This window comes from Campylobacter concisus (assembly GCF_003049085.1).
Classification (GTDB): Bacteria; Campylobacterota; Campylobacteria; order Campylobacterales; family Campylobacteraceae; genus Campylobacter_A; species Campylobacter_A concisus_H.
Genome location: NZ_PIQX01000002.1, coordinates 18,354 through 36,440, shown reverse-complemented (window position 1 = coordinate 36,440; position 18,087 = coordinate 18,354). Strand labels below are relative to the sequence as shown.

Here is an 18,087-nt window from a genome sequence, read left to right as displayed (position 1 = left end):
ATAGTTATATGATAAGAAAAACTCAAAAAGGATAGCCTATGATACATAAAATTCTTATCGCAAATCGTGGCGAGATCGCAGTTAGGATAGTCAGAGCTTGTAGGGATTTACACATCCAAAGCGTAGGAATTTACACAGCACCAGACAGCGAGTGCTTACACGTCAGGATCGCTGATGAGGCCTATCAAGTGGGCGAAGATCCGATCAAGGGCTATCTTGACGCCAAAGCTATCGTAAAGCTTGCTAAAGAGTGCGGGGCTGACGCGATACACCCAGGATACGGCTTTTTAAGCGAAAACTACGAATTTGCAAAGGCGGTCGAGGACGCTGGGCTTATCTTTATCGGTCCAAAGGCTGAAGTGATAAGAAAAATGGGTGATAAAAATATCGCAAGATACCTGATGAAGAGAAACGGCATACCAATCGTTCCAGGCACAGAAAAGCTAAATGACGAGAGCATGGATGCCATAAAAGAGCACGCTAGACGCATCGGCTACCCAGTCATCTTAAAAGCAAGCGGTGGTGGTGGTGGCCGTGGCATCAGAGAAGTTTGGCAAGAAGAAGATATGCAAGATGCCTTTGAGTCATGCACCAGAGAGGCAAAAGCATACTTTAACAACGACGAAGTTTTTATGGAGAAGCTTGTCGTCAATCCTCGCCACATCGAGTTTCAAATTTTAGGCGATAACTACGGCAACATCATCCACCTTTGCGAGCGTGACTGCTCTATCCAAAGGCGCCACCAAAAGATCATCGAGATCGCACCTTGCCCATCAATTAGCGAAAATTTAAGAAAGATCATGGGCGTGACCGCAGTGGCTGCTGCAAAGGCTGTGGGCTACTCAAACGTAGGAACGATCGAGTTTTTGCTAGATGACTACAATAACTTTTACTTCATGGAGATGAACACTCGTATCCAAGTGGAGCACGGCATCACTGAAGAGATCACAGGCCATGATCTAGTCGTTAGGCAGATAAGGATCGCTGCGGGCGAGATATTAGAGATCGAGCAAAGCGACATCAAGCCACGCGGCTACGCGATAGAAGCAAGGATCACGGCTGAGAATGTCTGGGAGAATTTCATCCCAGCACCAGGCACGATCGAGGGCTACTACCCAGCTCTTGGCCCATCTGTGCGCGTAGATAGCCACGTCTATAAAGACTACACCATACCGCCATTTTACGACTCACTTATCGCAAAACTGATCGTCAAAGCAACCGACTACGATCTTGCTGTAAATAAGCTTGAAAGAGCACTTGAAGAATTTACCATCGAGGGCGTGCGAACGATCATCCCATTTTTGCTAACGATCAGCAAAAGTAAGGAGTTTAGACGAGGATTTTTCGATACTAGCTACGTTGAGAAAAACTTAAAAACTATCCTTGAAAACACCTATGATGATATGAACAAAGAGCCAAATGACGATCTAGAAGAGGTAATTGTAGAGGCGATAAAAAGATATAAAAAGAAGAGATAAATTTATCTCATTATGGCTTTGGCGATAAATTTCGCCAAGGCTAAATTCTTGCGCAAACTGCGTAAATTTTAGCTCCGTCATTTGCCACAGCATAGAGCCTGCCACCGCTTACTAGCATGATCTGATCTGCGCTAAGTCTAAATTTCTCAAACTCTATCTCTTTTAAAAGCAAGCCATCTTTGGCGCTTATCAAAACTGGTTTATTTTTGCGGTTTGCGAGCAAAATTTGACCCTCGACCCAAACAAAATGCTCCGCGCCACTTGTTTTAAATTTAAATATCACTTCGCCACTTTTCGCCTCAACGGTATAGAGATGTCCGCCTTTGCCAGCAGTGCCAAAGTAAAGCATTCGCCCTCCTTAACATCTCACATTTAGTGATTGCTAGTTTTTTAGTTATCTATGCCAGCTTCTTAAATTTATGAAGATCGTGGTCTAAGTTTGGCGACAAATGGGTCAAATTAAAAACGCGCTGAAATAAATTTGATAAAATTTGCCAAAATCCAGCAGATTAAAGGACTGATATGTTTTTAAAGTTAAACCAGATAGCTCAAAAATTAGATCAAATTTTCTTGCTACTAGAGCAAGAGGGTATGACTGGCATGAGACTCTTGCTTCAAAATGATGTTAAAGCCACCGCACAAGCACTTAAAAACGCACAAGAAGCTCTTGGCGTAATTTTCCCAGCTAAATTTACAAAGCTCTTAAGCAAATTTAACCTTGGAAATTTTGAAATTTACAATGTCAAATTTGGCTCCAGAGGCGACTATGCAAGCGAGCTAGTGCGCCTAAACAGCACAGATGAGTTTGGTGGCAAATGGTGGCAGGGTGAAGCTCGCCCAGCAAATTTGATAGTTTTTGCCGTGGGTGATCCTTGGATATTTTTGCTTGATTGCACGAGTGGTGCGGTCTATGCGTGGCTACTTGAAGATGAGGAGCTTTGCAGCAGGTGCGTTGCGAGTGACTTTGAAAAATTTTTCATAGCGCTTGCCAGCACCTATATAGCAAGGCTAAGCGATGAAGCCATGCCATCAGTCCAGAATATCCTAAATTTTGTCCAAGCAGACGACGTAGCACTTTCTTTTTGGCAAGAGATGGCGCAAATTTAGTAAATTTTATAAATTTAGTTTCGATATGTAACACTCATTGCCCAAAATAAAAATATTAAAATATCTTTAAATAAAAATTTTTTATAGCCGAGCTAATATTTAACTACAAAAAAAGGAAAAAGGAGCAAAAATGAGCGAGTACATCGAACAAACGATGGAGTGGATAAAGAAGACCAACCCGGGTCAAGGCGTCTTTGTCCAAGCTGCGACTGAGGTTTTAAACAGCCTAGAGCCGCTTATCAAAAGAGAGAGCAAGTACCAAAAACACGCGATCCTAGAGCGCATCGTCATCCCTGAGCGCACGGTGATCTTTCGCGTGACATACACAGGCGATGATGGCAGACCAAAGGTAAATAACGGCTACCGCGTGCAGTTTAACTCAGCCGTTGGCCCATACAAAGGCGGTCTAAGGCTCCACCCAAGCGTCGATCTTGGTGTGCTAAAATTTCTTGGATTTGAGCAAATTTTCAAAAACTCGCTCACTGGCGTAAATATCGGCGGTGCAAAAGGCGGCAGCACCTTTGATCCAAAGGGCAAGAGCGAAGGCGAGATAATGCGCTTTTGCCAAGCGTTTATGAGCGAGCTTTACCGCCACATCGGCAACACCGTAGACGTGCCCGCAGGCGACATCGGCGTGGGCGCGCGCGAGATCGGCTATATGTTTGGGCAGTATAAAAAACTCACGGGCAGATTTGACGGTATACTCACGGGCAAAGGCCTAAACTGGGGCGGCAGCCTAGCGCGCACGGAGGCGACCGGATACGGGCTGGTATATTTCACGCAAAACATGCTGCAAAAAGCGGGCCTTGCCCTCGAGGGCAAAAAATGCAGCATAAGCGGTAGCGGAAACGTCGCCATCTACACGGTAGAAAAGCTCTATCAAGTAGGCGCTCTGCCTATCACGGTTTCTGATTCAAACGGATACGTTTACGACGCAGAGGGCATCGATCTAGCGGTGCTTAAAGAGCTAAAAGAAGTAAAACGCGCGCGCCTTAGCGAATACGTCAAATTTAGACCGAACGCAAAATACGTAAGCGTAAGCGAGTACAAAGAGGGCAGAAACGGCGTGTGGGACGTGCCGTGCGACGGAGCGTTTCCGTGCGCGACGCAAAACGAGCTGCATCTAGCCGACATCAAGACGCTCTACACTAACGGCTGTCGCTTCGTGGCTGAGGGAGCAAATATGCCAAGCACGCTTGATGCGATAAATTTCATGCTAGCGCAAAATGATTTTTACTTTGCTCCGGCAAAGGCGGCAAACGCGGGCGGCGTGGGCACAAGCGGCCTTGAGATGATGCAAAATGCTGGCATGACTTCGTGGAGCTTTGAGGAGGTCGATCACAGACTGCACGGCATCATGAATCATATCTTCGAGCTTAGCTACGAGACTAGCAAGGAGTTTGGCGACGAGGGAAATCTGGTGCTTGGCTCAAATATCGCGGGCTTTAGAAAAGTGGCCGATGCTATGATAGATCAGGGATATGTGTAGGGCTGATTTTGCTCTTAGCTCTATAAATTTACGTCCAAGTTAAATTTGGACGTAAATCAATATGGAATAGTTTTAGGCTTTTAGTTAAAAAAGAATTTGCCTTTCGTATGGCAAATTTTACTGACAAACTATTAAAATTTACGCTAATTGAAGCATTATGCGGTGTTCATTTTGACAAATTTTTGTTGGTGTGGCGGATGTGGATCTGAAGCTTGGCTAAATTTCACTAGGGTGGCGAGCATACCACTTTTTTTAGAGCATTTAATAGAAATTTTGCTAAAAGAAGCTGATACGGCGGCAAATGGTGGAGTGGCGAGGTTTGTGCAACAAATTTGAAAGTTTTTGCCATGGATGCTTTTGCTTGATTGCACGAGTGGTATGTTTGTTTATGTGTGGCTGTTTAAAGATGAAGAAATTTGTAGCAAGCGCGTTGCGAGCGAGAAATTTTATAGTGTTAGCTGGCATCGATATAGCAAGGCAAAATGAAGAAGTTCTGGTAGAGAATGAGCAAACACTAAATTTTATCCAAGTAGATTATAGGACATTTGATTTTTACCAAGAAATGGCTTATAAAATTTAGTAAATTGATGCTCACCCAGCCTAAATTCTCTTTTATAAATTTAAACTACAAACAAGCGAATTTTTTAGCAAATTTATACAGCTACTAGGCGAAATTTAGCTTAAAATGCTAAGCATAAGTACCATAAACTTACAAATTCACAAGAAGTTATCAAATTTACTCTAACAGATTACCCTTACCTAGCCAAATTTCAGCAAAGCGGTCCATGTAATGGTTTGCAGAAAAAGGATGAAGCAAATTCTAGTAAGCAAAAATTAAAATTTGCTCCATTTAATCCATGAACAAGCAAATTTATCGTCAAATTTGGTCGCCACATAAAACCAAGAGTAGTCAAAGCTTTTTGTAAAAAAGTATTATTAAAGCGATATCCCATTGCCAAATTTAGCTAGATATTAGGCAAAATTTAGCTTAAAAATACTCACGCAAGCACTAAAATTTTGTAAGCTCACAAGAAATATTTTCAACACAACATCCATACGAGCGATAACAAAGCGGGTAAATTCCAGCAAGTAAAGACCAAAATTTACTAAATTTAAGCCACATCCAAATTTTGCCTATCAAATTTAACCATAAGGTATATCAACCCTGCAAACGCCCTTGCGTAAATTTAGCAGATATAAAAATGATAGAATTTTTGAAAATAGTTATTTGTGAGTTTTTGTATTAAAAATTTAATGAAAAAGAGCAAGCCCTAGCCTGCTCTTTGTAAAAATTTAACCCTTTTTTGGAGTTACAAGCATATTTACATAACGACCTTCTATTATAGGCTCTTTGTCGCGGTCAGCTTCATCTTTGATCATCTCCCAGACCTTCTCAAGCATAGCTACGCCAGCTTCTGGAGTGCTCATCTCGCGACCCTTTAAAAATACACGAAATTTAACGTGTTTGCCATCTTGCAAAAACTCGCTTGCGTGTTTAACCTTGTAGTTTATATCGTTTTGGGCGATCTTGACAGAGAGTTTTATCTCTTTTATCTCGATGGTTTTTTGCTTTTTCTTAGCCTCTTTTTGCTTTTTCTCTTGCTGATAGCGGAATTTACCATAGTCCATTATCTTGCAAACTGGTGGTTTCGCATCTGGCGCTATAAGCACTAGATCAAGCCCAAGCTTATTTGAGATCTCTAAAGCCTCTTCTCTTGAGATGACACCGTATGCTGTGCCATCATCCCCTACACATCTTACCTCTCTCGCCCTTATGTCCTCATTGAGCAATACTTCATTTTCCTTACTCAAAAATGTACCTCACTAAGTTTCTCCTTCGTTAAATTTATAAATTCCGCCAAGCTCATATCGCTCTGCATCCTAGCCTGTCTATCGCGCAACGCAACGCTCTTGTTCGCTACTTCGTTGTCTCCTAGCACGACTATCATAGGCACCCTTTGTTTTTCAGCCGTTCTTATTCTCTTATTTAAACTCTCATTTTTACTTGCGATCTCGCTATCGACGTTGATCTTTCTTAGCTCACGTGAAATTTCTTTTGCGTAATCTAAATGTGCGTCGCTAATAGGTACAATGACGACTTGCGTAGGAGCGATAAAAAATGGTAGCTCACCAGCAGTGTGCTCAAGTAAAATTCCTATGAATCTCTCAAAACTGCCAAGCAGTGCTCTGTGAAGCATTACAGGGCGTTGTCTTTCGTTATTTGCGTCGATGTAGCCCAGATCAAAGCGCTCAGGCAGGTTAAAATCGACCTGGATCGTGCCGCATTGCCACTTTCTCTTAAGCGCGTCAGTTATCTTAATGTCGATCTTTGGACCATAAAATGCGCCACCGCCCTCGTCGATGCCATATTTAAAGCCATTTTCATCAAGCGCTTCTTTTAGCGCTTTTGTAGCAGTTTCCCAAATTTCGTCCCCACCGATCGCTTTTGCAGGCTTGGTCGAAATCTCCATCTCGTAGTGAAAGCCAAAATTTTCCATTATCGTGCCAGCAAATTTTAAAATTTCTAGGATATTTTCTTTGATTTGACTTGGCATACAAAAGATATGTGAGTCATCCTGGGCAAATTCGCGAACTCTAAAAAGTCCATGTAAAACGCCACTTTTTTCATGGCGATGTACGACGCCGTATTCGAAAAATTTAAGCGGCAAGTCGCGGTAAGACCTGATATCACTTTGATAAACTTTGATATGACCAACGCAGTTCATCGGCTTAATGCCGTACTCTGTCTCGTCGATCGTCGTAAAGTACATATTTTCTTTGTAGTTTGCGTAGTGACCGCTTCTTCTCCACACGTCGGCCTTTAAAAGCTCAGGCCCACGCACTGGCTCGTAGCCGCGGTCGCGGTGAGCTTTGTATAAAATTTGCTCTAGTTTTGATCTCAAGCGTCCGCCGTTTGGCAGCCATATCGGCAAACCACCGCCCACTTCTTCATCAAAAGTAAATAGTTTCATCTCGGTGCCAAGCTTTCTGTGGTCACGCTTTTTGGCCTCTTCGATGATTCGGATGTGCTCTTTTAAGCTCTCTTTATCTGCATAAGCTGTGCCATAAATTCTAGTTAGCATCTCACGGCTCTCATCGCCTCCAAGATAAGCCCCAGCCACGCGTGTAAGCTTGAAAAATTTTAAAAATTTAGTATTTGGCACATGTGGTCCGCGGCAAAGGTCTTCAAAATCACCTTGCGCGTAGCTGCTCACTTCGCCATCTGGAATTCTTTTTAAGACCTCTTGTTTTAGGTCGTCGTCTTTAAATTTATCGCTCATATTAGCTTTGGTTGAGCAAGTTTTGATGATATCAATTTTCTTCTCAGCAAGCTCTTTCATTTTTTCTTCGATCGCAGCTAGATCGCTCTCGCCTAGCTTCGTACCCTCATCATCAACTCTAAAATCATAATAAAATCCATCTTCTACGTTTGGTCCGACAAAGAATTTCGCCTTTGGATAGAGTGATTTGATAGCTTGTGCCATTAGGTGCGCACAGGAGTGTCTGATAACGTGTAGTGCCTCTTTTGAGTTGTCAAAATAGATAGGCTCAGCACTATTCTCACGCCCTGCGATACTTTGGGTATCGACTATTTCGCCATTTAGTTTGTATGCGATGATATCGCTCATTGTTTTTCCTTATATCAAATTGTCTTTTTTACGATAAAAGAACGATTAAGGATTTTATCAAAATGGGCTTTAAGCTAAACTTAATATTTGCTAAGCAAATTTTTATAAATTCTTTTTAAATCCACAAGCTTTGATCTATAAATTTATTTATAAAATATATATATTTATATTTAAATATGTAAATCCCTAAATTTAAAGCTTTTTATTTATATAATTTATTATATTTTAAGATTATGCCTGATAATATTTGTTCTTGAAATGAATTTAGCAATTTCTCGTCTTTGCATTATTTAAATTCATTTTTCTCCCGACAATATTTAGTGCTAGGAAGTGGTTAGCCTAGCACTTTTTCATTCTGCAAAATTTATTAGCGTTGGTCGCACTATCTTTGTATAATCTTTTGTATTTAAAATGATCGATCTATCAAGTAGTCCAGCATTAAATGCGATCTCATCGTTTCTTTGTAGCAACCTTTCATCAACTACGATGTGTAAATTTTTATGAAAGCTAAATGGTGGCACTGAACCAAAAACACAATCTGCCAATGCCAAAACTTCATCTGGACTAGCTAGGCTTGCTCTTTTGCCGTCAAATTTTTGTGTCAAGCTATCAAGATTTGCTTGCATATCGGCTGGCAAAATAGCCAAAATATAAGCTTTACCAGCCTTCATCGCTGGCTTTTCATCGCTTAGCAAATAATCATTTAGCACATTTTCATCTTTAAAAATTTGCCTAAATTTCTCCTCATCCACCCCTTTAATAGAGCAAACCAGAGCCTTTGCGCCTTGACTCATCTTTGTTCCCCTAAGTTTTGCTACCTCTTCTGAAGTGGTCGCACTCTCATGATTTAGGACTTTAAATTTGGCTTCATTCTTACTAAGAAGCTCATAGATCTTATTAAAAATTTGCTCAGACACAGCTCTTTCCTTTGTATAAATTTTAGTTAAAATTATACCGCTAAAACCAAAAAAGGGCAGGAAAATGCAAATAAATTTAGACGATGTAAAGATCGAGCCAAGCTGGAAAGAGGTGCTAAAAGATGAGCTTTTGAGTGAAAATTTCGCTCGCATTAAAGAAAATTTCTTAAAAGCAAAGAGTGCTGGCGTCGTCTATCCACCAAGTGTGCTTATATTTAATGCATTTAATCTAACGCCTTTTCACTCTGTCAAAGTCGTCATCCTAGGCCAAGATCCATACCACGGTGCAAATCAAGCCATGGGGCTAAGCTTTTCGGTACCAAATGGCGTAAAAGTCCCGCCAAGTCTTGTGAATATATATAAAGAAATTTACGCTGATCTTGGCATAAAAGAGCCAAATAGCGGCGATCTCACAAAGTGGGCAAAGCAAGGCGTGCTACTACTAAACTCAACTTTAAGCGTTAGCGCTGGAGTGGCAAATTCTCATGCAAGCTTTGGCTGGCAGGGCTTTACTGACGCTGTAATAAAAAAAGTTAGCCAAAATTTACAAAAAGTAGTTTTTATGCTTTGGGGCAATCCAGCTAGAGCCAAAGCACCGCTCATTGACGCCAGCAAGCACCTCATCTTAGAGGCAGCACATCCAAGCCCACTGGCTCGTGGCGCATTTTTTGGCTGCCGACACTTTTCAAAGGCAAATATCTATCTAGCAAACCATGGCAAAACGCCAATAGACTGGGATCTAAACGTAAAAATTTGATCTATTTTTTTAGATCATTTAAAAGTTTGTTTGTCTCTTCAAGCTTTCTTTTGCAAAATTTCTCATCTTTGTTTTGCAAAATTATGGCTTCTTGGCCGCTTTGTCTTTGTTTAAACTCATCAAATTTAAGCTCAAAAAGCCTTAACGCCTTTTCATCATTTGCGAGTCGCTTGCTCTCTTTGGCATAAAGCTCGTCAAGATAGAGCCTACTTTGCTTGATATATTCATTGCAAACATCGTTTGCATGGACTAAATTTACGCCAAGTAAAATGGCAAAAATAGCTATTTTTTTCATGTTTTTCCTTGAAATTTTTGCGTTATACTAGCCTTTAAGCACTTAAATTTTAAAATGCTCTTTCAAAAAAAGGATAAAAAATGAGACGAAAAGATAGAGAGCTAAGCCGCGAAGATGGCCTAAAAATCATAGATGAATGCGAATATGCAGTAATTTCATGCGTGGATGATGAGGGAGAAATTTTTAGCGTACCGATCTCGCCTGTTAGAGTTGGTGAAAGCATTTTTATACACGGAGCTACCGCTGGCTGTAAGGCAAAACTACTTCAAGATGGACGAAAAGTGGAGTTTGTTTGTGTAAGCTTTAATAAAGTCCCGCATCTAAATGATAGCGAGCTAGAGGCGATAAAAGACGACGGCAAGGCACTTGGTGGCAAGGTTTTTACGACTGAATATAAAAGTGCCATCACAAAAACAAGAGCTTACGAAGTGAAAGATGAAGCCAAAAGATATGAAATTTTAAAAATTCTCAGCCAGAAATACACCGCCTATGCGATGAGCACCTTTGACGTAGCGGCCGAGTATGGGCTAAAAAACATGAAAATTTACGAGCTAAAGATAGAGAGCCTTAGCGCAAAGGCCAAAATTTTGCCAAAACCAGCAAAGTAAAGGAGTAAATTTGAACTCACTTGCACTGATGTTTAGGCCAAAAAATTTGGATGAAATTTGCGGTCAAAAGGCGGTTAAAGCGGCATTTTTAAAATTTATAGCCACAAGCAAGTTACCGCACTCTATATTTTACGGTCCAGCAGGCTGTGGCAAGACGAGCTTTGCAAGAGCAGTAGCAAGTGGGGCAAACTACGACTTTTACGAGTTTGATGGCGGAAATTTAAAAATAGATGACTTTCGCAAAATTTTAAAAAACTACGAAAACGCCCTAAACAAGCCACTCTTTTTCATAGACGAGATCCACCGCCTAAGCAAAACCCAACAAGAAGCACTGCTAATTCCCATGGAAAACTACAAGGCCCTAGTTATCGGCGCTAGCACCGAAAATCCCTTTTTCACGCTAAGCTCAGGTATCAGAAGCCGCTCGATGCTCTTTGAGTTTAGACCGCTTAGCAGTAGCGATTTTGAGGAGCTTCTTGACAATATAAGAGAGCAAATTTCATTTAGCATAGACGAGGAGGCAAAGGAATATCTTTTTAAAAGTAGTGGCGGCGACGCAAGAGCCATGCTAAATTTACTAGAATTTGCCGTCACACTTGATGAAAATGTGAGCTTAGAAAATTTAAAAATACTTCGCCAAAACGCCCTAAAAGAGGGGGCAAAAGAGGATGACACGCACTACGAGCTAGCAAGCGCTTTTATAAAAAGTATGCGTGGAAGCGACGAAAACGCCGTTATCTACTATCTCGCAAGGCTCATAGACTCTGGCGAGAGTGCGGACTTCATCGCTAGAAGGATGGCGATATTTGCCAGCGAAGACATCGGCAACGCAAACCCAAATGCGCTAAATTTAGCCGCAAGTACGCTAAGCGCGGTAAAAGAGATAGGCTTTCCAGAGGCTAGGATCATACTGGCTCAGTGTGCTATCTATCTAGCTAGCTCGCCAAAGTCAAACTCCAGCTACAACGCGATAAATGCCGCTCTAAGATACGTGCAAAGCGAAGAAATTTTAAAGATCCCGCCATATCTAAAAAATCACACAAAAGAGAGCAAAGACTACCTTTATCCGCATGATTTTGGCGGCTGGGTCGAGCAAAAATATTTAGAAAAACCGCTCGTTTTTTACAAAAGCAAGGGCATAGGCTTTGAAAAAACGCTAAATGAGTGGCTAGAGAAAATAAAATCCAAGGGCTAAATTTTGGGCTTTACTCTGTCGGATTTATGGAGCAAATTTTAAAAGAAATGTAAATAAACTAGCAAAATTTAGCGTACATCGCAAATTTAAAGATAGAATACGTGCCTTGGGATAGATTAACGACGGCTTATGGCAGAGCAAGCAGCTTTCCAGAAATTTTTAAACAGCTTTGAGCGGCGATTTGCGAGAAAAATTTGACGCAAAGATTGACTACCGGCAAGTCAAATAGCGGACAAAATATGGCAAATCCAGCAAATAACAATGAAGCAAAATTTAACGCCAAAGCCTTTTAAACGCCTTTGATAAAATTTTCAACAAAACCAATAGCCAAATACGTTTTGCCAAGTTATATCCGTACAAGAAAGATTGCAAATTTATCGTAAAAGCCTTCTAAAAAACGCAAAAACCTAATTTTAAAATCCAAAAATCAAGAAATAATTTTAGCCATTCTAAACCTTCATTGTGAAATAAATTTAGAAATTATCAATCAAAAAACGCCTTAGAGCGTAAAAATATTGGTCGTAAAATCTTGCTAGTAAAAGCAAGTTCACCGCGAGTAAGCCGAAAACTAGCATGAAATTTTAAGCCAAGCTAAAAAATTTTTCTTATTTATTCTAATTTTATATTTTTTTAAATATACTCGCTCTCTAAACTACACCAATGAAAGTCAAGAAAATGCCTACAAATTTTGCTGAAATTTTAAATAATTGTGTTGAAAGTATAAATTCATTTCTTTGGGGTCCATACTTCCTTATTACCCTACTTTGCGGCACTGGACTATTTTTTACTATTAGGCTTGGGTTTGTTCAAATTTTTAAGTTTAAAATGGGCCTAAGAGAGCTTTTTGGAAATTTTTCACTTCACGGCGAAGCTGCTGGCAAGGCTGGCATGAGCCAGTTTCAAGCAGTTGCAACCGCAATCGCCGCACAAGTTGGCACTGGCAATCTAGTAGGTGCGACAACGGCTCTTATCATGGGCGGTCCTGGAGCAATATTTTGGATGTGGTGCGCTGCATTTTTAGGTATGGCTACAAATTTTGCTGAAATTTGCCTAGCTCAAATTTACCGTACAAAAGACGATAGCGGGCACACGATAGGCGGCCCGGCATTTTATATAAGTCGTGGATTAAAGGGGAAATGGGCAAAAATTTTAGCTGGATTTTTTGCTATCGCTATCATTATCGCACTTGGCTTTATCGGCAACATGGTGCAAGCAAACTCGATCTCAGACGGCTTTAAAGGTGCCTTTGGTATACCTCAGTGGATAACTGGAGCTTTTTTAGCAATCATCTGCGCAGTCATCTTTATAGGTGGCGTAAAGGCGATCGCAAGAGTGGCTGAAAAGATCGTGCCTTTGATGGCTTTACTTTATGTAGGTGTTGGACTAATCATTATCGCTTTAAATTTTCACGAAATCCCAGATGCAGTTTTGCTTATCTACAAAGCAGCGTTTGATCCTTCAGCTGCGTGGGGTGGAGCTACTGGAGCTAGCATAGCAGCTGCGATGAGATACGGCATAGCAAGAGGGCTTTTTAGCAATGAAGCTGGCATGGGCTCAACTCCACACGCACACGCTGCAGCTAATGTCAAACACCCGGTAGATCAAGCAGTACTTGGTATAATGAGCGTATTTGTAGATACTTTTATCGTTTTAAATATCACCGTTTTTGTAGTGCTTACTGCAAATGTTATCAGCTTTGAAAACGGCAAGGCGGTCTTTACAGGCATAACCTTAGTGCAAGAGGCCTTCTCATCGCATATCTTTGGTAAGGTTGGCGGATATAGTTTTGTAGCTGTTTGCCTATTTTTCTTTGCATTTACAACGATTCTTGGATGGTACTATTTTGCCGAGATCAACGTAAGATACCTTCTTGGGGCAAAAGCGGTCAGAGCTTTTCAGATTTTAGTAGTCGTTTTTGTATTTTTGGGAAGCTTGCAAAAGGTTGATTTTGTATGGAGTCTAGCAGATATGTTTAATGGCTTGATGGTTGTGCCAAATTTAATTGCCATAATCATTTTAAGCCCTATCGTGGCGAAGCTTTTAAAAGATCACGATGCTGGCAAAGAGTATGATGTGAAAGATTATTTGAAATAAATCTTTACCACATCTTTAGAAAATTTACTAATAATTAATTTTTAAATCTCTTGTTTGGGATGTTTTGTTAGAAGTGGTGGCCCCGAATGGACTCGAACCATCGACCACTACCATGTCAAGGTAGTGCTCTACCAACTGAGCTACGGGACCAAAGATTTGGGATTATATTTTATTTTCTATTTTATTTAGCTTAATTTTTTAGTAATTAAATTTATTTATAAGTAGCAAATTTGATGGATAAATTTAGAATTAGCTAACGCTTGCTTCGCAGTTATCGGTAAAGATGAAAACTACCCAGTCAATATCGGCAACTCATACGTCGTCATAAAAACTCCTTGATAGCGATAAAAAGCTAAAATGCGTAAGCTGCCACTATGATGCAGGACATAACACTGGGCTTTAGAAATTACCTTGAATGCTAAAAGCTGATATATAAAAATTTATTAGAAGAAGATACTAGAGCAAAAGATCGATACTAAGAAAAAATTCTTCAAGTATGAGTTTAAACTTACAAAAGAGGAAGAGGAATTTTTAAAACAAAAGGCCAATAAGAACAACATAAAAACTAGTTGGTGGACTTGTAGATTGATAAAAAAGGTCTCGCTACTCTCAAGTAACCTTGAGCAAAATGTTATCCTAAAATAGATCGCTTTACTACTAGGGTTTAGAATGATCCAGCTAAAAAGAGTTAACGAGGTTATTGACATCTTTGAGAGTAGTAATAGATATGAAAAAATTAAAACTCGAACTAGTTAAATTTATAAGAAATAGTCAAAATATCTCCCTCATTATGTTTTTGCGCAGCAAAAACGCCCTGGTATTTTTAAGAGAATTAATACACTAGAGAATTTTAGATCAACACAAAAACAAGAACGCATAAGATCACTCGTGAGAGATAAGAGCAAAAATTTCTACTATCTATCTAAAACATGCAAGACACTGGATATAAGATATAGCGGGACTTTAAGCCAGTTAAACTTTAACAGCTCTTAATAGATCAAAACACCTCTCTCATCTTATGCGTTAGCTCTAGGCTCGCTTCTATCTCAGCTCTTTTTGCCATTACGCTCTCTATATTGACACCAATATTTATGCCAAGCTTTTTAGCAAATTCATAAAGCTCTGAGAAATTTTCAAGGCAAATTTGTGATGCCGTGGCTAAAAAATCATCACTTTCAAGCATCCTTTTCTCGCTCTTTTCATCAACGCTTATGCCAAGCCACTTGATGAACTCTAGTGTTTTTGGCGTGCCACAAGTCGTAAAGGTTAAGATAATAGGCAAATTTAGCCCGCTTTTTGCCACGCTTGTTAGTAAATTTTTAGCCAAATTTATATCAAAAACCGCCTGCGAGATGAAAAATTTTGCCCCCATTTTTGCCTTTTGGCTCATCCTTTGCTCTTCATCGCCCTTTTTTGCGTGCCTCTCAGCTATGCAAACACCGCCAACTACAAGATCTTTAAACTCATCTCTAGCGATCTCATAAGCACGCTCTAGGCTCATTTTAGACTCTACCTTGCCAGAAGCAACGCCGACAAAGACATTTATATCGCTACTACTTTTGGCTAAATTTGCTCTAAATTCGCTCTCATTATATTTGTTTGCGACTCTATAAAAGATGCTTGGTGTCTTTAAATTTAGGTATTTTGAGTAGTAAATTTCAGGGCCTAATGTATCGCTAAATTCAAAAGTTCGCTCGCTTTTTATACGGCTACTTTCGTCTTGGATCTCGTAAAGCACCAAGCCATCAGCCTGCACGTCTGTGATCCTCTTATCCCATTTTGCAGCGATCTCTTTAAGCTTTGCCTCGTCAAATTCAGCCTTTGGAGGCGTTAGGCCATAAAGCACTATGCCACTTTCATTGTTTATGATCTTATCTTTTAACATTTTCTAACTTTTTTTGAAATTTAAACGGAGTTTAGCGCCTAGGCTAGCTAGACGCTAAAATTTGTATTATAGACCTCTTACGATTTTGACGGCCTCTACCATGTTTTTAAGGCTTGGCTCGACCTCTTCCCATTTTCTGGTTTTTAGGCCACAATCTGGGTTGATCCAGAGCTGCTCTTTTGGCAAGACTTCAAGCAGAGCTTTGATCTGAGCGACGATCTCCTCGACACTTGGCACGCGTGGGCTGTGGATGTCGTAAACGCCAGGTCCGACCTCTTGTTTGTAGCCAACGGCTTTGAAAATTTTAAGTAGCTCGTTACCACTTCTTGCGGTCTCGATACTGATAACATCAGCATCCATAGCTTCGATAGTCTTAATAATATCGTTAAATTCAGAGTAGCACATATGCGTGTGGATCTGAGTTTTTGCCTCAGCTGAGCTTACTGAAAGCTTAAAGCAATCAACCGCAAATTTCTCATAAGCTGGGATATTTTCAGCTCTTAGCGGATAGCCCTCTTTAAACGCCGCCTCATCTACTTGGATCACTCTGATGCCAGCATCTTGAAGGTCTGCGATCTCGTCGTAGATGCAAAGTGCAAGCTGTTTTGCCACCTCGCTTCTTGGAAGATCGTCACGCACAAAGCTCCAGTTTAGCATAGTCACAGGACCTGTTAGCATGCCCTTCATCACGTGCTTTGTGATACTTTGAGCGTATTTCATCCACTTAACAGTCATCGGCTCTGGGCGGCTTACGTCACCAAAGAGAAGTGGTGGCTTGACGCAGCGGCTGCCGTAGCTTTGTACCCAGCCATTTTGGCTAAATGCATATCCGCTAATCTGCTCGCCAAAGTACTCGACCATGTCGTTTCTCTCTGGCTCGCCGTGTACTAGCACGTCTAGGCCGATATCTTCTTGGAATTTCACGCAGTGATCGATATATTTTTTGATGCCTGCTTCATAAGCAGCCGCGTCGATCTCGCCTTTTTTGAAATTTTGGCGAAGTACGCGAAGATCAACTGTTTGAGGGAAGCTGCCTATCGTTGTTGTTGGCAAGATGCCGTATTTTAGCGTCTCACGTTGAATTTTGATACGATCTTCAAATTTCTCATCACGCTCAAATTTGCTTAAATTTTTAACGCGGTTTTGAACACTTTCAGAGTGGATGAGCTTTGAAGTAGCACGAGTTTTAACAGCATTTTTGTTCTCTTCGTAAATTTTTGCCTCAGCCTCATCAAGCTTCTCACCATTTGCTAGTTTTGTAATGATCTTGATCTCGTCAAGCTTCTCAACCGCAAAGCTTAGCCAGCTTTTGATCTCAGGGTTTAAATTTTCTTCATATTTTAGAGTGTATGGCACGTGAAGAAGTGAGCATGAAGTGCCGATGTAAAAGTCTTTTCCGCCTATTTTCTCTGAAATTTCACGAACAAGTTTTACTTTTTCATCGATGTTGCTTTTCCAGATATTTCTGCCGTCGATCACGCCAGCAAATAGCGTCAAATGGCTGTTTTTGATAGTCTCAAGTGCTTCGAAATTTCTCTTGCCGTGGATGAAGTCAAGTGCGATGCCGTAAATTTTAGTTTTAGCCACTTCGCTAACTGCCTTGATCGCATGCTCAAAATATGTCGCAAACACGATCTTGATGTTGCTAGCAACGCCTGTTAGCTCGTTATAAACCTTTGTGATAAGCGGCAAAAGGTCGCTTTCATTTTTGTCAGTTACAAAGATCGGCTCGTCAAACTGCACTAAAATTTCATCATCAAGCTTAGAAATTTGCTCAAGTAGTTTTTTGTACTCGCCTACAAGCGCGTCAAGGTGCTTAAATGGGCAGCTGCCGTCAGTCGTCTTTGAAAGGGCTAAAAATGTGATAGGGCCGATCAAATTTACCTTGCCTTTTACGCCGTTAGCCTTCGCCTCTTTGTATTCATTTAAAATTTTGTCCGCTTTTAGGCTAAATTTGCTCTCGCTGCTAAGCTCTGGCACGATGTAGTGGTAGTTTGTGTTAAACCACTTTGTCATCTCCATCGCAACGCCATTTTTGTTGCCTCTTGAGCAAGCAAAATATTGCTCCGAACCGCTTAAATTTGCAAATCTTGGAGGCGTAGCGCCAAAAGCGATGATGTTATCAAGCATTAGGTCGTAAAATGAAAAATCATTAACGCTAATGGCCGAAATGCCAGCGTCTTGTTGATATTTCCAGTGTCTTTGGCGAAGCGTCTTTGCAGTCTCTTGCAAATTCTCTTCACTAAAGCCCTCTTTGCCAGCCCAAAAGCCCTCTAATGCGCGCTTTAACTCTCTTTTCTCTCCGATTCTTGGAAAACCTAAAACATAACTTTTTATCATTTTTATCCTTTTTAAATTTCTTTTTAAATTAAAACTGTGCAGAGCACAGCAACCTTGAACGTGCAGTGGGTAGGTGGGGGTTTGGGGGCGGAAGGGGCGACGTTTTGCGTCGCAAGCTCGCAATTGCAAGCAGACCGTAAGTAGAAACCCCTTCTGCCACCAAAAGCCAAATTTTCACTATCACAGCTCAAACAATAAATTTAATCACCTCAAACACGGTGGATGACATCCGCTTCTTCTTAAACTAAAGTAAAATTTATAAAAAACCCTGCTAAAAAGGTCCTTGCCAAATT

At 40.7% G+C, this 18,087-nt stretch carries 17 protein-coding genes and 1 tRNA gene; 9 read left to right on the top strand and 9 right to left on the bottom strand.

Going from position 1 to position 18,087, the window contains the following annotated elements:
* The first annotated feature begins 38 nt into the window (after positions 1–38).
* Positions 39–1,478, top strand: a complete 1,440-nt coding sequence (locus CVT13_RS02425) for an acetyl-CoA carboxylase subunit A (RefSeq protein ID WP_107811486.1) — start codon at positions 39–41, stop codon at positions 1,476–1,478.
* A gap of 40 nt (positions 1,479–1,518) precedes the next feature.
* On the opposite strand, the gene CVT13_RS02420 is transcribed toward CVT13_RS02425, so the two are convergent.
* The gene (locus CVT13_RS02420) at positions 1,519–1,827 is read right to left on the bottom strand and encodes a PQQ-like beta-propeller repeat protein (RefSeq protein WP_234411951.1); all 309 of its coding nucleotides are present in this window, start codon (positions 1,825–1,827) and stop codon (positions 1,519–1,521) included.
* Between the two features lie 173 nt (positions 1,828–2,000).
* On the opposite strand from CVT13_RS02420, the gene CVT13_RS02415 reads away from it, so the two are divergent.
* The 4 genes from CVT13_RS02415 (at position 2,001) to CVT13_RS02405 (ending at position 4,654) form a co-directional block, all read left to right on the top strand.
* Entirely contained in the window at positions 2,001–2,585 is a 585-nt protein-coding gene (locus CVT13_RS02415) for an SMI1/KNR4 family protein (protein WP_107811485.1), read from the top strand.
* A gap of 130 nt (positions 2,586–2,715) precedes the next feature.
* Positions 2,716–4,074: an NADP-specific glutamate dehydrogenase gene (gene gdhA / locus CVT13_RS02410; RefSeq protein WP_107811484.1), complete on the top strand. Its 1,359-nt coding sequence runs from the start codon at positions 2,716–2,718 to the stop codon at positions 4,072–4,074.
* 171 nt (positions 4,075–4,245) lie between these two features.
* Complete coding sequence (locus tag CVT13_RS10175) at positions 4,246–4,410, top strand: hypothetical protein (protein WP_159071097.1); 165 nt, start codon at positions 4,246–4,248, stop codon at positions 4,408–4,410.
* 52 nt (positions 4,411–4,462) lie between these two features.
* Complete coding sequence (locus CVT13_RS02405) at positions 4,463–4,654, top strand: hypothetical protein (protein ID WP_159071096.1); 192 nt, start codon at positions 4,463–4,465, stop codon at positions 4,652–4,654.
* A 713-nt stretch (positions 4,655–5,367) separates the two neighbouring features.
* On the opposite strand, the gene infC is transcribed toward CVT13_RS02405, so the two are convergent.
* From infC to CVT13_RS02385, 3 genes are all read right to left on the bottom strand, one after another.
* Entirely contained in the window at positions 5,368–5,886 is a 519-nt protein-coding gene (gene infC, locus CVT13_RS02400; RefSeq protein WP_087586816.1) for a translation initiation factor IF-3, read from the bottom strand.
* A complete protein-coding gene (gene thrS, locus CVT13_RS02395; RefSeq protein ID WP_107811483.1) occupies positions 5,883–7,703 on the bottom strand; it encodes a threonine--tRNA ligase in 1,821 nt (606 codons plus the stop codon). The genes infC and thrS overlap by 4 nt, the downstream gene beginning before the upstream one ends.
* Before the next feature lie 350 nt (positions 7,704–8,053).
* Entirely contained in the window at positions 8,054–8,620 is a 567-nt protein-coding gene (locus CVT13_RS02385) for a YbaK/EbsC family protein (RefSeq protein WP_107811482.1), read from the bottom strand.
* Between the two features lie 64 nt (positions 8,621–8,684).
* Here CVT13_RS02385 and ung point away from each other — a divergent pair, with 64 nt between their 5' ends.
* Entirely contained in the window at positions 8,685–9,377 is a 693-nt protein-coding gene (ung, locus tag CVT13_RS02380; protein WP_107811481.1) for a uracil-DNA glycosylase, read from the top strand.
* Between the two features lies 1 nt (position 9,378).
* Here the strand turns inward: ung and CVT13_RS02375 are convergent, their stop codons facing one another.
* On the bottom strand, positions 9,379–9,672 hold the full coding sequence (locus tag CVT13_RS02375) for a hypothetical protein (protein WP_084109745.1): 294 nt from the start codon (positions 9,670–9,672) through the stop codon (positions 9,379–9,381).
* A gap of 80 nt (positions 9,673–9,752) precedes the next feature.
* Here CVT13_RS02375 and CVT13_RS02370 point away from each other — a divergent pair, with 80 nt between their 5' ends.
* Positions 9,753–10,280, top strand: a complete 528-nt coding sequence (locus tag CVT13_RS02370) for a pyridoxamine 5'-phosphate oxidase family protein (RefSeq protein ID WP_107811480.1) — start codon at positions 9,753–9,755, stop codon at positions 10,278–10,280.
* A 28-nt stretch (positions 10,281–10,308) separates the two neighbouring features.
* Complete coding sequence (locus tag CVT13_RS02365; protein ID WP_234411965.1) at positions 10,309–11,475, top strand: replication-associated recombination protein A; 1,167 nt, start codon at positions 10,309–10,311, stop codon at positions 11,473–11,475.
* 127 nt (positions 11,476–11,602) lie between these two features.
* Here the strand turns inward: CVT13_RS02365 and CVT13_RS10170 are convergent, their stop codons facing one another.
* Positions 11,603–11,758: a hypothetical protein gene (locus CVT13_RS10170; RefSeq protein WP_159070441.1), complete on the bottom strand. Its 156-nt coding sequence runs from the start codon at positions 11,756–11,758 to the stop codon at positions 11,603–11,605.
* Positions 11,759–12,150: 392 nt separating this feature from the next.
* On the opposite strand from CVT13_RS10170, the gene CVT13_RS02360 reads away from it, so the two are divergent.
* Entirely contained in the window at positions 12,151–13,569 is a 1,419-nt protein-coding gene (locus tag CVT13_RS02360; RefSeq protein WP_107811478.1) for an alanine/glycine:cation symporter family protein, read from the top strand.
* A 74-nt stretch (positions 13,570–13,643) separates the two neighbouring features.
* On the opposite strand, the gene CVT13_RS02355 is transcribed toward CVT13_RS02360, so the two are convergent.
* The 3 genes from CVT13_RS02355 to metE form a co-directional block, all read right to left on the bottom strand.
* A tRNA-Val gene (locus tag CVT13_RS02355) sits at positions 13,644–13,719 on the bottom strand.
* Between the two features lie 847 nt (positions 13,720–14,566).
* Positions 14,567–15,454, bottom strand: a complete 888-nt coding sequence (locus tag CVT13_RS02345) for a DNA-binding protein (protein ID WP_107811477.1) — start codon at positions 15,452–15,454, stop codon at positions 14,567–14,569.
* A gap of 66 nt (positions 15,455–15,520) precedes the next feature.
* Complete coding sequence (gene metE, locus CVT13_RS02340; RefSeq protein ID WP_107811476.1) at positions 15,521–17,794, bottom strand: 5-methyltetrahydropteroyltriglutamate--homocysteine S-methyltransferase; 2,274 nt, start codon at positions 17,792–17,794, stop codon at positions 15,521–15,523.
* Positions 17,795–18,087: the final 293 nt, after the last annotated feature.

Bases quoted from the DNA above. Each gene is read 5' to 3' on its own strand.
- gdhA (WP_107811484.1), top strand. From the start codon at position 2,716: ATGAGCGAGTACATCGAACAAACGATGGAGTGGATAAAGAAGACCAAC.
- CVT13_RS02415 (WP_107811485.1), top strand. From the start codon at position 2,001: ATGTTTTTAAAGTTAAACCAGATAGCTCAAAAATTAGATCAAATTTTC.
- ung (WP_107811481.1), top strand. From the start codon at position 8,685: ATGCAAATAAATTTAGACGATGTAAAGATCGAGCCAAGCTGGAAAGAG.
- CVT13_RS02345 (WP_107811477.1), bottom strand. From the start codon at position 15,454: ATGTTAAAAGATAAGATCATAAACAATGAAAGTGGCATAGTGCTTTAT.
- CVT13_RS02365 (WP_234411965.1), top strand. From the start codon at position 10,309: ATGTTTAGGCCAAAAAATTTGGATGAAATTTGCGGTCAAAAGGCGGTT.
- CVT13_RS02370 (WP_107811480.1), top strand. From the start codon at position 9,753: ATGAGACGAAAAGATAGAGAGCTAAGCCGCGAAGATGGCCTAAAAATC.
- CVT13_RS02425 (WP_107811486.1), top strand. From the start codon at position 39: ATGATACATAAAATTCTTATCGCAAATCGTGGCGAGATCGCAGTTAGG.
- CVT13_RS02420 (WP_234411951.1), bottom strand. From the start codon at position 1,827: ATGCTTTACTTTGGCACTGCTGGCAAAGGCGGACATCTCTATACCGTT.
- CVT13_RS02375 (WP_084109745.1), bottom strand. From the start codon at position 9,672: ATGAAAAAAATAGCTATTTTTGCCATTTTACTTGGCGTAAATTTAGTC.
- CVT13_RS02360 (WP_107811478.1), top strand. From the start codon at position 12,151: ATGCCTACAAATTTTGCTGAAATTTTAAATAATTGTGTTGAAAGTATA.
- CVT13_RS02405 (WP_159071096.1), top strand. From the start codon at position 4,463: ATGTGTGGCTGTTTAAAGATGAAGAAATTTGTAGCAAGCGCGTTGCGA.
- metE (WP_107811476.1), bottom strand. From the start codon at position 17,794: ATGATAAAAAGTTATGTTTTAGGTTTTCCAAGAATCGGAGAGAAAAGA.
- thrS (WP_107811483.1), bottom strand. From the start codon at position 7,703: ATGAGCGATATCATCGCATACAAACTAAATGGCGAAATAGTCGATACC.